At 36.2% G+C, this 14925-nt stretch carries 14 protein-coding genes, 1 tRNA gene and 1 pseudogene; 14 read left to right on the top strand and 2 right to left on the bottom strand.

From position 1 onward, the window contains the following. The first annotated feature begins 138 nt into the window (after nucleotides 1–138). The 11 genes and pseudogenes from CYP64_RS08010 (at nucleotide 139) to CYP64_RS08060 (ending at nucleotide 9970) form a co-directional block, all read left to right on the top strand. Nucleotides 139–884 (top strand): annotated as a pseudogene (locus CYP64_RS08010) (YaaA family protein). Between the two features lie 124 nt (nucleotides 885–1008). Beyond that, on the top strand, nucleotides 1009–1311 hold the full coding sequence (locus CYP64_RS08015; RefSeq protein ID WP_012001719.1) for an HU family DNA-binding protein: 303 nt from the start codon (nucleotides 1009–1011) through the stop codon (nucleotides 1309–1311). Between the two features lie 70 nt (nucleotides 1312–1381). Next, a tRNA-Leu gene (locus CYP64_RS08020) sits at nucleotides 1382–1468 on the top strand. A gap of 66 nt (nucleotides 1469–1534) precedes the next feature. Then, nucleotides 1535–3304, top strand: a complete 1770-nt coding sequence (locus CYP64_RS08025; RefSeq protein WP_103649342.1) for a response regulator — start codon at nucleotides 1535–1537, stop codon at nucleotides 3302–3304. A gap of 97 nt (nucleotides 3305–3401) precedes the next feature. Beyond that, nucleotides 3402–4307, top strand: a complete 906-nt coding sequence (locus CYP64_RS08030; protein ID WP_103649343.1) for an AEC family transporter — start codon at nucleotides 3402–3404, stop codon at nucleotides 4305–4307. Nucleotides 4308–4369: 62 nt separating this feature from the next. Continuing rightward, on the top strand, nucleotides 4370–4624 hold the full coding sequence (locus tag CYP64_RS08035) for a pyruvate kinase (RefSeq protein WP_054196512.1): 255 nt from the start codon (nucleotides 4370–4372) through the stop codon (nucleotides 4622–4624). 9 nt (nucleotides 4625–4633) lie between these two features. Beyond that, nucleotides 4634–5296, top strand: coding sequence for a response regulator transcription factor (locus tag CYP64_RS08040; protein WP_087585790.1), 663 nt, complete (start codon nucleotides 4634–4636; stop codon nucleotides 5294–5296). Further along, nucleotides 5289–6458 (top strand): sensor histidine kinase, encoded by a 1170-nt coding sequence (locus tag CYP64_RS08045; protein WP_103649344.1) that lies wholly within the window; start codon nucleotides 5289–5291, stop codon nucleotides 6456–6458. Before CYP64_RS08040 ends, CYP64_RS08045 begins: the two co-directional genes overlap by 8 nt. 128 nt (nucleotides 6459–6586) lie before the next feature. Then, nucleotides 6587–8062, top strand: coding sequence for an aldehyde dehydrogenase family protein (locus CYP64_RS08050; RefSeq protein WP_103649345.1), 1476 nt, complete (start codon nucleotides 6587–6589; stop codon nucleotides 8060–8062). 178 nt (nucleotides 8063–8240) lie between these two features. Continuing rightward, nucleotides 8241–8942, top strand: coding sequence for a metallophosphoesterase (locus tag CYP64_RS08055; protein ID WP_103649346.1), 702 nt, complete (start codon nucleotides 8241–8243; stop codon nucleotides 8940–8942). Between the two features lie 2 nt (nucleotides 8943–8944). Next, nucleotides 8945–9970, top strand: coding sequence for a hypothetical protein (locus CYP64_RS08060; RefSeq protein WP_103649347.1), 1026 nt, complete (start codon nucleotides 8945–8947; stop codon nucleotides 9968–9970). A gap of 90 nt (nucleotides 9971–10060) precedes the next feature. Here CYP64_RS08060 and CYP64_RS08065 read toward each other — a convergent pair whose 3' ends face one another. Both CYP64_RS08065 and CYP64_RS08070 read right to left on the bottom strand, forming a co-directional pair. Then, a complete protein-coding gene (locus CYP64_RS08065) occupies nucleotides 10061–10882 on the bottom strand; it encodes a YihY family inner membrane protein (RefSeq protein WP_103649348.1) in 822 nt (273 codons plus the stop codon). Between the two features lie 3 nt (nucleotides 10883–10885). Next, nucleotides 10886–11608: a plasminogen-binding N-terminal domain-containing protein gene (locus CYP64_RS08070; RefSeq protein WP_021090557.1), complete on the bottom strand. Its 723-nt coding sequence runs from the start codon at nucleotides 11606–11608 to the stop codon at nucleotides 10886–10888. Between the two features lie 113 nt (nucleotides 11609–11721). On the opposite strand from CYP64_RS08070, the gene CYP64_RS08075 reads away from it, so the two are divergent. From CYP64_RS08075 to CYP64_RS08085, 3 genes are read left to right on the top strand one after another with little or no spacing between them, the layout of a single operon-like run. After that, nucleotides 11722–12891, top strand: coding sequence for a peptidoglycan DD-metalloendopeptidase family protein (locus CYP64_RS08075; protein ID WP_103649349.1), 1170 nt, complete (start codon nucleotides 11722–11724; stop codon nucleotides 12889–12891). A 9-nt stretch (nucleotides 12892–12900) separates the two neighbouring features. Next, complete coding sequence (gene mgtE / locus CYP64_RS08080) at nucleotides 12901–14268, top strand: magnesium transporter (RefSeq protein ID WP_087576925.1); 1368 nt, start codon at nucleotides 12901–12903, stop codon at nucleotides 14266–14268. Next, nucleotides 14253–14837, top strand: coding sequence for an NUDIX domain-containing protein (locus CYP64_RS08085; protein WP_103649350.1), 585 nt, complete (start codon nucleotides 14253–14255; stop codon nucleotides 14835–14837). The genes mgtE and CYP64_RS08085 overlap by 16 nt, the downstream gene beginning before the upstream one ends. Nucleotides 14838–14925 lie beyond the last annotated feature (88 nt).

Here is a 14925-nt window from a genome sequence, read left to right on the forward strand (position 1 = left end):
ATTTTTTCCTAAATTTTTATTCACTCTAAGCAAAAATGATTCCGCTTGTTTTTATATCGGTAAAAATTTGATTTTTTTTAGCACAAAAAGTTTATTGTATAATCCAACAAAAATTTATATATAAAATAGGTAAGAAAAATGGCATTAAAAATTCTCTTTTCTCCAAGCGAAAGTAAAATTTCTCTAAATACGAATAATAAATTTAATGGTAAGGATTTGATATTTCCAGAGCTTTTTAACAAAAGAGTTGAAATTTTAAATAGATACGATGAGTTTTTAAAAATGCAAATTTAGACGATATAAAAAAGCTTTTTGGGCTAAAAGAGCTTGAAGAGAGCAAGCAGTTGCGAGAAAGCCTATCTCAAAAAGGCAGTATAAAAGCTATTTTAAGGTATGATGGAGTGGCTTATAAACATCTAAACTATCGTGGTTTAGGCAATGAGGCAAAAAAATATATAGATAATAATGTTTTAATATTTTCAAATTTATTTGGGCCTATCTTAGCAAAAGATGAGATACCAGAGTACAAACTAAAGCAAGGTGAAAAGCTAGATGGCTTTGAAATTTCAAAATTTTATGAAAAAAATTTTAGTAAAGCGGTTGATGATTTTTTGCAAAATGATGAAATTTTAGACCTTAGAGCTAAGTTTTATGAAAAATTTTACACTATAAAAAAAGAATACATAACTTTTTGTTTTGTAAAAAATAAAAAAATAGTGAGTCATCACGCAAAAGCGTATAGAGGCGAAGTCTTGCGCCAGATAGCAAATAAACTTATAAAAAATAAAGATGAACTAATGAGCTTAAATTTTAAAAATTTAAGGCTTATTGATATGAAAAAGATTGGGCTAAAGACCGAGCTTATGTTTGAAATTTGCGAGTAAATTTTTAAAAAAATTGTATTTTTTGTTAAAAAAATGTAAAAAAGAGCTAAATTTAGGGAAAAAGTATTGTATTTTTTTTTAAAAGAGTGTAATATAGCCACATAACTTCTTAAAAGGATGGTTCATGAAAAAAGCTGAATTTATTCAAGCTGTTGCCGATAAGGCTGGTCTTTCAAAAAAAGATACTCTAAAAGTTGTTGATGCTACTTTGGAGACAATCCAAGCAGTTCTTGAAAAAGGCGATACAATTAGCTTTATAGGCTTTGGTACTTTCGGTACTGCTGACAGAGCTGCAAGAAAAGCTAGAGTTCCTGGAACTAAAAAAGTTATCGACGTTCCTGCTAGCAAAGCAGTTAAATTCAAAGTTGGCAAAAAACTTAAAGAAGCAGTTGCTGCTGGTGCTGCTAAAAAAGGTAAAAAGAAATAATTTCTTTTTAGGGGAGCAAGTCTCCCCTTTTTCTTTCTTCTCACAAATATAAAATTTCAATCTTAACTTAGCCCGAGTGGTGAAACTGGTAGACGCGCCAGACTCAAAATCTGGTAAGGGCAACCTTGTGTCGGTTCGAGTCCGACCTCGGGCACCATTATACGCCTAAATACTTTATAAATTTATCCGATATTATCTGCAACATCTTTAAAAAGGATTTTGGATGAATATTGCATCGTTAAAACATAACTTTATAAATTTAAAAGATTTAGAAAATCCTACGAATATTCTTCATACCCTTAAGGATAAACAAGGTTTAAAGATAAATAACGAACAAATTTCAAGTCTAAAAGAAAGTATAAAAGCAAGTAAAGTTATAAATATAACCGATGCTGAGATCAAAGAGCAAAATAGACATAAAATCCTACAAAAAGTAGAAGAAATTTTAAATAACTACTCAAAAAATCTCATCTACAGCAAAAATAAAATTCACTCCGATGAGCTTTCTAGAGGCTATAATTTTAGTGAAAATGCCTACTTTAAAAATATAAAAGCTTCAGATAGTAGCAGCATGCTATCTACACTAAAAAGTGGATACTTAGAAAATACAAAATTTAAAAATTTAAACGATTACGCTTATTCAAACACTCTAAAAACAAAATATGGAGAAGCAGAAGTATTTTTAGATATTTACGGCGATAACGATAAGCTTGGCACTACAAAATTAGAAAATAATAGCTATCTTTTTAGCTTTGATAGCAACAATGACGGCGTGCTAGATCAAAAAGATATACTCTTTGATAAGCTAAAAGTAAGAGGTTATGACAAAGACGGAAATGAAAAAATAGCAAATTTAAGCGATGTAATGCCAAGGGTTGATCTTAGGCAGTTTATCAGCACAAACGTCATAAATCACAACCAAATAAAAAGAGAAGAGCTAAATCGTAAAGCAACGATCACAAATAATCCCGATCTTTACGTGGATACAAAAGATATTGATTATAGGCACTCTTACTACGCCTCAGATCCAAATACTTTGTTCGCTGCAGAAAACAGATATGAAAAGATAGAGAAAAATGATATAAATAATTTCTTTAAAAAATATGCCCAAAAAGATGGCTGGGTCGACCTAAGACACAATAATATCTTTGGCAAAGATAGCTCTTTTAAAAATTTTGCCTATCTTAAAGTGGGCTTTGATGATACCGCAAGATTAAGCGAGTTTAATCCGATCATTGAGCCAAGTAAAGATTACAAAAAAGATGAAAATTTCTCATATACAAAATTTCAAAAAGATAGTTTTATGAAATTTTACAAAGATTATAACGCTGAGTTTGACGCATATAATAAAATGATAGAAAATCTTGGCAATAATTTAAAGAAATTTGAAGAAAATTCGGATGTTTATATATCAAAGCTTGAGAAGACAAAATCAGCCAAAATGATCGCGATGGAAAATGAATTTAAACAAGCAACTGGACTTGAGTTTAGTATCTCGAATTTAAAAAAAGTAAAAAAGGCTTTTATAACAAATGAAGCCACAGCTGCCGCATCTTTGCAAGATAGCGATAGCGTCATAGCCATGAAACTAAACAAAGATGGCACCATAAGGCTAAAATTTGATAGTGGTAGAGAGATAGACGTAAAAGAGCTTTATAACGATACTGGCAAGCTAAATACACCAAGTGAGCTAAAAACTAGCATAAATTTAGAGGCAAAAGAGATGAATAATGTGCAGCTAAATAGCTTGGATTTTAAAGATATTGGCTTCATGCAAGGTGATAAAATAGTAAGCCTAAAAGATGCTGGAGCGATCGCTATTGCCAATCTATCTAATAAATTTGAGAGTAAATTTTTAATCAGTCTAAATAATGGCAAAAGCATATCTACAAGAGAAATTTATAATATCAGCTATCTTGAGAATAATTTAAAGAGTAAAGAAAAGATAGATGAAAGAGATAAATTTTATAAAAAGGTTGATATTAAGGCATAAATTTTGAGAGCAAATTTTAAAAAAGGTTTATTGTAATTTAATCTTATGGGTCCTATAATCAATTTTCCGTAAAAATTTAGATTTAAAAGAGAATGCTATGAACTTCACTCCACTTTTTGCAATTTTTTTCATAATCGCAACTGGTTTTTTTGCTAAAAAAGTCGGCATTGTTGAGCAAAAGCACTCGATCCCATTTGTGGATTTTGTCCTTTGTTTTGCAATGCCTGCGCTAATCTTTGACAAAATTTATCACGTAAACGTCGATGTTTCGCTTATAAATACAATTTTAATTGGCTTTGGCTCAACAGCCATCAGTGCTGTCATGGCATTGGTGCTTGGTAAGATCTTTAAATTTACCAAAGTAACAACTGTTAGTATGGTCATGCTAAGCCTTTTTGGTAATACCCTATTTGTCGGTATGCCTGTCATTCAAGGCTTCTTTGGCGATGCGATGGTAAATGAAGTCATCTTTTACGATCAAATAGCCACTGGTATCCCGCTTTCGATCCTTGGGCCACTTATTCTCTCTTTTGCTGCGCCAGAGAAGGTTTCTCTATTTCAAAATACGATGAAAATTTTAAAATTTCCACCATTTATCGCGCTTATTATGGCTCTTATCTTAAAAGAAGTACCACTTCCAGAATTTATCTTTGCTCCACTCAGGATGTTTGAAGGCAGCGTCACTCCAGTAGCACTTTTTGCTATCGGTGTTGGATTAAATTTTAATAGCATCACAAGCACATATAAGGGCGTTAGCGTCGTGCTTTTATGTAAGATGATCTTGCCAGCTATCGTATTTTTCATCATATTAAAATTTTCAGGTATCCAGATGAGCAAAACTTGGGTCGTTGGTCTCTTTCAATGTGCAATGCCAACATCAGCCCTTGCAAGTGCGATGGTCATAAAAGCTGGGCTTGATAGCTCGCTAGCCATCTCATCAGTGGCCATAGGCGTACTTTTTTCATTTATCACGCTTCCAGTTATATATTTTGTATTTGCGTAAATTCACACTCACTTAACACTAAAGAGATAGTATTTCATCATATTTCATTTAAAGGAGACGTTATGAAGAAATTACTACTAGTTGCACTTGGTGCTATGTTTATGCTTGGTGGTCTTGCAAATGCTACTGAAATGATGAAAAAAGATGACATGGGCAAAGACGAGATGATGAAGAAAGAGCAAATGATGAAAGATGACATGGGCAAAAAACCCATGATAAAAAAAGATGAAATGAAAAAAGATGACATGGGCATGAAAGATGAAATGAAAAAAGACGACATGGGTATGAAAAAAGACGAAATGAAAAAAGGCATGTAAAGGTACTTAATGGTTAGAATTTTGCTCGTTGAAGATGATGAAATTTTACTTGATCTCATCAGTGAGTATCTAAGCGAAAATGGATATGAGGTCACTACTTCAGATAATGCCAAAGAAGCGCTTGATCTCGCCTACGAGCAAAATTTCGACCTGCTTATACTTGACGTCAAACTCCCACAAGGAGATGGCTTTTCACTTCTTTCTTCCTTAAGAGAGCTAGGTGTTAGCGCACCTAGCATCTTTACCACCTCGCTAAATACCATTGATGATCTTGAAAAAGGCTACAAAAGTGGCTGCGACGACTATCTTAAAAAGCCATTTGAGCTAAAAGAGTTGCTTATCCGCATACAAGCGCTTTTAAAGAGAAATTTCTCGCATCACAGTGGCGATGCGATCAAAATTTCAAGCGAATTTAGCTTTCATCCGCAGAGCAAGACACTAAGCAAAGATGGTAAAAACGTAAATATCTCTAGTAAAGAAAGTGACCTACTCGCCCTATTTTTGCAAAACAAAGGCAAAATTTTAACCAAAGATGAAATTTTTAATAAAATTTGGAAATTTGACGAGGAGCCAAGCGAGCTTAGCCTTCGTGTCTATATCAAAAATTTACGCCAAATTTTAGGCAAAGATGCCATATTAAATAGGCGTGGGGACGGCTATGTCTATGTCTGAAAAGACGCAAATTTTATTTAAAATTTTATCCCTCTATCTTGTTAGCACTGTGCTATTTTTAGGATATTTTTTCATACATGACTATAAAAACAAAAAAGAAACGCTCATTTTAAACGAGGTGAAGTCTTTAAAAGAGATAAAAATGGGCATTTACATGAAAGCTAGAATGAATGGACTTGACTCAATTTCAAGTCTAACAAAAGAAAAAGGCGTGCATGCTTGCATCGTGCTAAAAAATGGTGAGAAAATTTATAAAGACTTTGACTGTCAAAAGATAGACAAAAGCAAAAATGTAAATTTGATCGGCGGCAAGGTCGCGATATTTGAAAAGATCCAGTACATGGAGGACAACACCACAGACGAACTCTCGTACGCAGATATTTTTCTAGTTGGCAAAGATATCAAGGCTGAAATTTTATCTTTACAAATTTCAACCATACTAAAGGCACTCTTTTTCTTTTTTGCCCTACTCTTTGTCGCCTTTTACCTAGCAAAACTAAGCCTAAGACCGCTTTATGAAAAGATAGATACGCTAAACCGCTTTATAAAAGACTCAACACACGAGATAAACACGCCTCTAAGCGTCATCTCGATGAGCATAGAAACGGCCGATCTTGAAAACCTAAATGAGCGAAATTTAAAGCGTTTTAACAATATCAGCCTTGCCGCAAAGAGCCTAAATAACATTTATGACGCGCTCGTTCATCTAAGCTTTAACCTAGATAAGCCTAGCAAAAAAGAGCTCATAGACCTAAATTTGCTAACCACACAAAGGCTGAACTATTTCTCGCCATTTTTTGCCAAACGTGGACTTGAGATAGATACTAGCCTAAAGCCAAGCTTTATAAATGCAGATCTTGGGGATGTGAGCAAAATTTTAGACAACCTTCTTAGCAACGCCTCCAAATATGCAGCGCCAAATTCAAAAGTACGCATCACTTTAGAGCCAAATTTCTTTAGCATAAGTAACACCGGTCGAGGTATCAGTAAAGAGGATCAGATGAAAATTTTTGACCGCTACACGAGATTTAACGATGATCAAGGCGGCTTTGGCATAGGGCTAAATTTAGTTAAAGAGTGCTGCAAGAAAAATGATATCGTCGTAAAATGCCAAAGCGAACTTGATGGCGAGACTACGTTTTTGCTCTCTTGGCAGAGTTAAAATTTTAAAATAATCCTACTTTAAATAATAAAATTTATTAAAAAATAGAATTTATGTCCAAAATTTATTTTTGATAAATTTTATTAATATTATAATCCTTTTACAAAATCTTAATCAAGGAGAAAAGTATGAAACTACTAGAAAAATATGGGCTTTTCATAAATGGTGAGTGGCGCGACGCAAAAGACGGCGCTACACTTGATGCAAAAAATCCAGCAAATGGCGAGCACCTTGCAAAGATCGCTGATGCTACCGAAGAAGATGTAAATGACGCAGTTCGTGCTGCACGTGAGGCTTTTAAGAAATTTAAACACACCACAATTAGCGAGCGTGCAAAGCTACTAAACAAGATCGCTGACATCATCGATGAGCACAAAGAGCACTTGGCAAAAGTTGAGAGCATGGATAACGGCAAGCCGATCCGCGAGACGCTAAATGTTGATATCTCTTTTGCGGCAGAGCATTTTAGGTACTTTGCTGGCGTTATAATGGGTGAAGAAGGCAGCGCAAACGTCCTTGACGAGAAGCAACTCTCTATCGTTTTGCGTGAGCCAATAGGCGTTGTAGGTCAGATCGTGCCTTGGAATTTTCCATTTTTAATGGCAGCTTGGAAGCTAGCTCCAGTGATCGCAGCAGGCGATGCGAGCGTGTTTAAGCCTTCAAGCGAGACAAGTCTAAGCGTAATTGAGCTATTTAGACTGATAGATAAAATTTTGCCAAAAGGTTTAATAAACATCGTAACCGGTAAAGGCAGCAAGAGTGGCGAGTGGATCAAAAACCACCCAGGCCTTGACAAGCTAGCATTTACTGGCTCAACCGAGATCGGCCGCGATATCGCCATAGCTGCTGCTCGCCGTATCATCCCAGCTACACTTGAACTTGGCGGCAAGAGCGCAAATATCTTCTTTAGCGACGCAAATTTAGACAAAGCGCTTGATGGTCTTCAACTTGGAATTTTGTTTAACCAAGGTCAAGTTTGCTGCGCAGGATCAAGAATTTTCGTAGAAGAGAGCTTTTACGACAAATTTATAGAGGCTGCAGTTAAGAAATTTAGCACTATAAAAGTTGGCGATCCGCTCGATCCTAGCACTCAAATGGGCTCACAGATCAATAAAAAACAAGCTGAGCAAATCTTAAACTACGTCGAGATCGGCAAAAAAGAAGGTGCAAAAGTGGCAGTCGGTGGCAAAGCCTACACCGCAAATGGTTGCGACAAGGGCGCATTTGTCGAGCCAACGTTGCTAGTTGATGTGACAAATGATATGAGAGTGGCACAAGAAGAAATTTTTGGCCCGGTTGGCGTTGTCATTAAATTTAAAGATGAAGCCGAGCTTATCAAAATGGTAAATGACAGCGAATACGGCCTAGGTGGCGGAATTTTCACGCAAGACATCACAAAAGCACTTCGCGTTGCAAGGTCTATGGAGACTGGCAGAGTCTGGATCAACACCTACAACCAAATCCCAGCAGGCAGCCCATTTGGCGGATACAAAAACTCAGGTATCGGCCGCGAAACTCACAAGATCATCCTTGAGCACTACACTCAAATGAAAAACATCATGATCGACCTAACCGGTAAGGTCAGCGGCTTTTACGCACAATGATTTTAGGGAGCTTAGGCTCCCTTCTACTTTAAATTCCTTAAATTTTAAATATCTTTTACTAGGTTTTAACTTTATATATCGCTAGCATTACGCCAATATAGTACAGCTATACAAAAGTGTTTTCTTAACACTACATTTTTAAGCTTAATAGACTAAAATTTGGCACAAAGGAGAAAAATTGAGCGAGCAAATTTATATCATAGGCGATGTGCACGGCTGTTTTAATACACTTTTAGAGCTTATCAAGCAGTTTCCAGACAAAGAAAAATCACAAATTTGCTTTGTCGGAGATGTGATAGATCGGGGGCTTTTTAGTTGCGATGTAGTCGAGCTTATCATACAAAATAACTATAAAATGGTAATGGGAAACCACGAAAGAAGGTTACTAAGCAATAAATATGAATTTTTAAACAACCAAGCACCATTTGATACGAGTTGGTTTTTCAATAATGGTGGTGTGGCGACATATGGATCATACCTAGCTCAAAGCCTAAATTTTAAACAAAGACACATAGAATTTTTAGAGAGTAGCCCAGTATATTTAGAGTTTAAAAACCACAAAAACCAAAATGGCGAGTATTTGGTCGTTTCGCACTCGGCTGTTGGTAAATTTTGGACTTTAAGAGATGATGATAGCTCAAGAGATGAGTTTAGAAGGCATGCACTATCAGGCAGAGGCGATATGATGCAAGTTAAAGGCATATTTAATGTCTATGGCCACACGCCAGTGCGTGAGGCTAAGCTCTATACAAATAGCGCCAATATTGATACAGGATGTGTTTTTAACGAAGAAGGATATGATAAACTAAGTGCCTTAGAATTTCCATCGATGAAAATTTATACGCAAAAAAATGTTGAAAATTTTAATAAACAAGGATAAAAATGTGGTTTTCTAAAAAGAGCTCTAGCTTTGCAAGCAGAGTTGATAAATTTTGGAGCGAGTTTGGCAAAAATTTAGACGCCATCAAACAAAATTTAGAAGATAAAAATTTTGAAGCTGCAAGCAGAATGACCGAAGAAGCGCTAAATTTATGTTTAGTTGATCCAACTTTTATGATAGGCCTTATTGATGGAAAGATCGATCTAGTACTCACTCCAGAAGGACTCAAGCATAGGCTTTTGTGGCTTAAATTTATAAAATCGCGCATGCCAAAAGAGTATGAAGAAAAGCTTACTTGCACACTTGGCAAACCACGTGCACCACGAAACGTCGCTACTATACAAATGTATGGCGTAAGCGTTGATGCAAATGAGGTCATGGTCTATGCAAATTTTAACGACAAAAGCGTAGATATGTGCCTATATAACGAAACTCTAAGCAAGCTTAAAAGCGAAGATGAAAATAAAGCCTATACATTATCGCTCATACTTTGTGACAATGTAGTTGGCGAGATGATCATGATAAATATGCTTGGGGAGTTTGAGATAATAGACAAGCCAAGAGAAAAAGGCGTACCACTGATCGACTTTGCCGATCTTATAGATGATAAATTTGGTAAAGAAGCCTCAAAAGAGCCGCTTAAGAATTTTATGGTCTATGAGCTAGAGCCTCGTTCAAACAAGCTACGTGACGACGTTTTCACAGGATTTACATCTCTTAGCGAGCTACTAAACGAATACTACGACGGTGCAAGCGATACTTATAACGAAGCTTTTGAGCTTGGCATAAATTTTTGCTTTTTAGCCATATCTCACGGTGGTGACATACAGTTTGGCGTTGATAGCAAAAACAAAATTTCAGATGCGCTAAAAGAGAGTGAAATTTGCGAGATCATAGGTGAAGCAAATGGCGAGATGCGATCTTACATAGATCTTATCTGCTTTGACAAAGACGAGCTAGAGAAAAAGACTAAAGAATTTATCAAAGAACTTGGAGTAAAGATAGAAATTTGCGAGTTTAAACGCTGATTTTACATAATATTCTACATAAAATAATACAAATTACACCAGCTGGTAAATTTATAAAAATATATTGCCAGCTGGTACTAACTATTAAATTTATCTTTTAAATTTTGAGCTATTTGAGAGATAAGCACAAAGCTTTAGCCCATATAAAAAGATGATCCACGAGATATAGATCCAGACAAAAAAGAAAAGTACGGCTGAAAACGAGCCATAAACGCTTAGATAGGTTTTATTATAAAGGACATAATAGACAAAGGCCGACTTGCCAATATACCAAACAAGCGAAGCGGCAAATGAGCTAAAAAATGCGCTTTTAAACTTTATCTCGTCATTTACTGAGATGAGATATGTGATGCAAAATATCGCCCAGATGATGAGATATGGGAATATGCTTAAAAAATTTATCGAGTTTGTGATTACGTTTGAGTTTAACATCTCTTGAATGAGGCTTGAGAGATAAAAACTAGCAGCAAGACCAAGTGGCGCAAGCGTGATAAGCGTCCAATACGAACTAAGTGCCGACCAAAATCCTCTAGCTCTACTTGCACGTGTCACTTTTAAAACTACATATTCATAGTCACTAAAAAACATAGCCGATGTAAATATCATCGCTACAAAGCCAACTAAGCCTAAATTTCCGCTATTTTGTAAGAAATTTTGCAAATAGTTTGAGATGATCTCTTGATTACTTGGCAAAAGAGCTGAAAATATAAAGTCTTGAATTTTGGCGTAATAATCCTCAAAACTAGGCAGTTTTGTAAAGATAGAAAATGATATAAGAAGTATCGGAATAATCGATAAAATCGTATGAAAACTAAGGCTTGAGGCATAGTGAAAGAGCTCTTTGTCCTTAAGCGTTGGGAGCAAATTTAAAAACTCTTTTAAGCTTTGCTTACTTAAGGACAAACGGCTCATTTATCAGTTATCTTCTTCAAAAAGTTTTTCGTAGTGAGCGTCGTAGTTGTTAATGTGCTCACTATTTAACTTCCAAAACACAGTGTCTATGTCGCTAACTCTTGTATAAAATGGAAGTTGATAGTACTCAACCTCACCACTTTTAAATTCTTTTAGCACTTTAAAGCTTTGGCAATCAGCAAAAACGCTTCTGCCATCCATCGCTACGAAAATTAAACCAGCTGCACTTTGAGCGCACATTTTTCTAAAGTCATCTCTACTTGGATTTGGCTTGTACTCGTAGCTTAGATATGCTCCTATAATATCTGGGTGGATAAATATCATATTTGGAAACGCAGAAGTGATCTCTTCGTAAATTTCTTTATTTGGCACGATGATTAATGAGCGGTTATAAAGATAGTTTAGCACGACCATATCACCATTTGCAGGTGCGATGCCTGGAAGTGGGAGCGCCTTTTGCTCAAGCAGATCAAACACCTCAAATCTAATCTTAGCAAAGCCAGAATTTTTTGAGATAACACTAACTCTTGCGATGATAGAGCTATCAGTATCAAATTTATGAAGCACAACGCCACTTGAGCCGATTAAAATTTCTGGACTATCAACTATCGTCGCTGTGCCATCACTATCGACGCTAATTATAGGAGTTCTATACTCATTTAAAGAAAAATCAGCCCCAAAAGCAAAGCCAAAAACTAGCGATAAAATCACAAATATACGTTTCAAAAATATCTCCTAAGTTTAAATTTTTAGAGCGATTATAGCCTAAAATGCTTTATCTTTTGCAAAATTAAAGCAAGTTTTAGTTAAAATCCCACCAGCTTTTTAAAAGGACATTAATGCCTCGTATTTTTATAATTTTTGCAATATTATCTATAAATTTATACGCTATAAAGCCAAGCATCGATGAGCTTAGCTGGCCAAATGGAAGTAACTTCTTAAATTTCTTAGAGACAAACAAAATCCCACTTTCACTTTACTATAACTTAGCAACCGAAGATCAAGAACTAACAGAAGAGATCATCGCTGGCACAAAGTATCAAATTTATAAAGACGACAACGGCAATACCAAACAGGTGCTAATCCCTGTTAGCGACGAGCTTCAAATGCATATTTTTAGAGATGACAATGATAAATTTAAGCTCGAATTTCTTCCTATCTCTTATCAAAGCGAGGATAAATTTTTAGCCTTAAAGGTGGACAAATCAGTCTCTGAGGACATTTTTGACTACACTGGCTCTGGCACGCTAGCTCTTGGCTTTAAAGAAATTTTTAAAGGAAGTGGTATTGATTTTAAAAAGATAAACAAAGGCGATACGATCGCTATCGTTTATAATCAAAAAATACGTATGGGCCGCTCTTTTGGCACTCCAGAAATTTATGCTGCGATGATAGAAACAAAAAACAAACGATATGTTATGTATAAATTTGAAGATAAATTTTATGATAAAAACGGTAAGAAAAATGATAAATTTTTACTAGTCCGCCCTCTTGCAAACGCTAGAATCACATCAGCTTTTACCCTAAAAAGATGGCACCCTATTTTACAAAGATATAGAGCACACCTTGGCGTTGACTACGGTGCTCCAAAAGGCACACCAATCAAAGCCGCAGGCGATGGCACGGTTAAATTTGTCGGACAAAAAAGCGGATATGGCAGAACCGTTATCATCTCTCACGCTGGTGGCTACGAGACGCTTTATGCTCACTTAAATGGCTTTGCTAAAGGCATAAAAGGCGGTTTAAAAGTCAAGCAAGGCACGCTTATAGCTTACGTTGGCACAAGCGGTATGAGCACAGGACCACACCTTCATTTTGGTCTTTATAGGGACAATAAACCTATCAATCCAGAAAGTGCAATAAAAGTCGTTAAAAGCCTAGAGGATAAGAAAGAATCAGCTAAATTTAAAGCAGTTGTTAGCAAAAATGACGAGCTAATAAAAAATGCTTTAAATAATGAAAAAGGGTACCACAAAGTGGAATTTTTCCCTAACGTAATAGAATTTTAAAGGCAAATTTTGAATCAAGAACTAGATGAAGCAAAAGAGCTGATAGATCAGCATTTAGATGAAAATTTAGAAGACAATGAACTCTCACCTTATGAGCTAGCCCAACACCTAAAAACACTTAAAAAACATGACGAAGAGCTTTTTGCTCACTATCTTGAGAAGCTAGATCCTGAAATTTTAGGCGATGTTGCTATCGAGCTACCTGATCACATGCTAAAAGATGTGATCGAACAACTTCCAGCTGAAAAGATCGTAGAAGCTCTTGAAGAGCTAGAGAGTGATGATGCGACTGATTTGCTTCAATACATCGAGGATATCGACGAGGATAAAGCTAGAGAGCTCTTTAACGAGCTTGATAGAGAAAACCAAAATGAAATTTTAAGACTTAGAAGCTACGAAGAAGATAGAGCCGGTGCTCACATGCAAACAGAGCTTTTTTCGGCTCACCTTGAAGAAAAGCTTGGTAATGCAGTAGCAAGGCTTAGACGAGAAAAGCAAGAAGGCAAGCTAGAAAATATCTCACAGCTTTTTATTATCGATAAAAATGGCGTTTTACAATACGCTATTCCGCTTGAAGATCTTATACTTTTTGATTTTACAAAGACGCTAAAGCAAAATATCGAGTCAGCACAGATCGATCACTACAAGCCACACGTTGCAAATGATATGGACCTTATGCAAAATGTCGCTGATATGTTTCAAGAGTACGATCTAAACGTTATTGCAGTTACTAGTAGCACTGGAATTTTACTTGGTCGTATCACGTCTGATGACATCCACGACTACATTCAAGAGAGTGCAACTGAGCAAATTTATAACCTAGCCGGCGTTGATGACGAGTCAGAAGAGGACGATACGCTTTTTAAGGCTGGTCGTGGTCGTGCGGTTTGGCTTGGTGTAAATTTACTAACAGCTCTTTTTAGCTCATCCATAATCGGACTTTTTGACGAGACAATCGCAGCCTATGTCGCTCTTGCTGTTTTAATGCCAATAGTTGCGTCAATGGGTGGAAATACTGGCACACAAGCGCTTGCCGTTACGGTTCGCCGTTTAGCACTTGGTGAGATCGAGTTTAAAGATGCCAAAAATGTCTTAAAACGTGAGGTTAGTATTTCACTCATAAATGGACTAATCTTTGGTGTGGTAATGGGCATAATCGCCTCTGTTTGGTTTGACAAAGGTATGCTTGGCGTTGTTATCGGGCTTAGCATGGTTACGAATTTATTCTTTGCTGGCTTTTTTGGCACGATCATACCTTTGACGCTAAGGCGCTTTAACATAGATCCTGCAGTCGGTTCAGCCGTCATTCTTACTACTTTTACTGATGCGATAGGATTTTTTAGCTTTTTAGGACTTGCAAAATGGATACTGCTATAACAAATTTAGAAATTTTACCTCTGGGTGAGTCAAAATACCTAAAGCCATTTAAGATGAAATTTATGCAAAATGGTATCCAAAGAGACTGGGACTGCGTCAAGGTGATGAATAGCGTTAGTATTTTTTTATATCACGAGCAAAAGGATGCCTTTTTGTTCGTAAAGCAGTTTCGCCCGGCTGTTTGGTACTCACAAGAGAAAGAAGGCATCAAAACAAATGAGCAAGGCTTTACTTATGAGCTTTGTGCAGGGCTTATGGATAAAGGACTTAGCGAAGAGCAAACAGCTAGAGAAGAAGCGATCGAAGAAGTGGGCTATGAGCTAAAAGAGATAGAGCGTATCACTATGACATACGGTGCTTTTGGCTTTGGAGGCAACACACAAACTATGTTTTACGCAAAGATCGATGAGAGTATGAAAGTAAATTCTGGCGGTGGTATCGATGGCGAAGATATCGAGCTTGTTTTCATAAAACGAGAAGACATGATGAAATTTGCCTTCGACGAGAGCAAAGTCAAGGGTTTTGGGCTTATCTTTGCTTATTTGTGGTGGGAGAAATTTAAAAGCTAAAACGATATCTTTTTAATAAGTGCAAAAACAACGACTGCCACTAAAAAGATACCAACCAATATCACATAATCAGACATAACAAGCCTTT

It is taken from the genome of Campylobacter concisus, assembly GCF_002913945.1.
GTDB lineage: Bacteria > Campylobacterota > Campylobacteria > Campylobacterales > Campylobacteraceae > Campylobacter_A > Campylobacter_A concisus_P.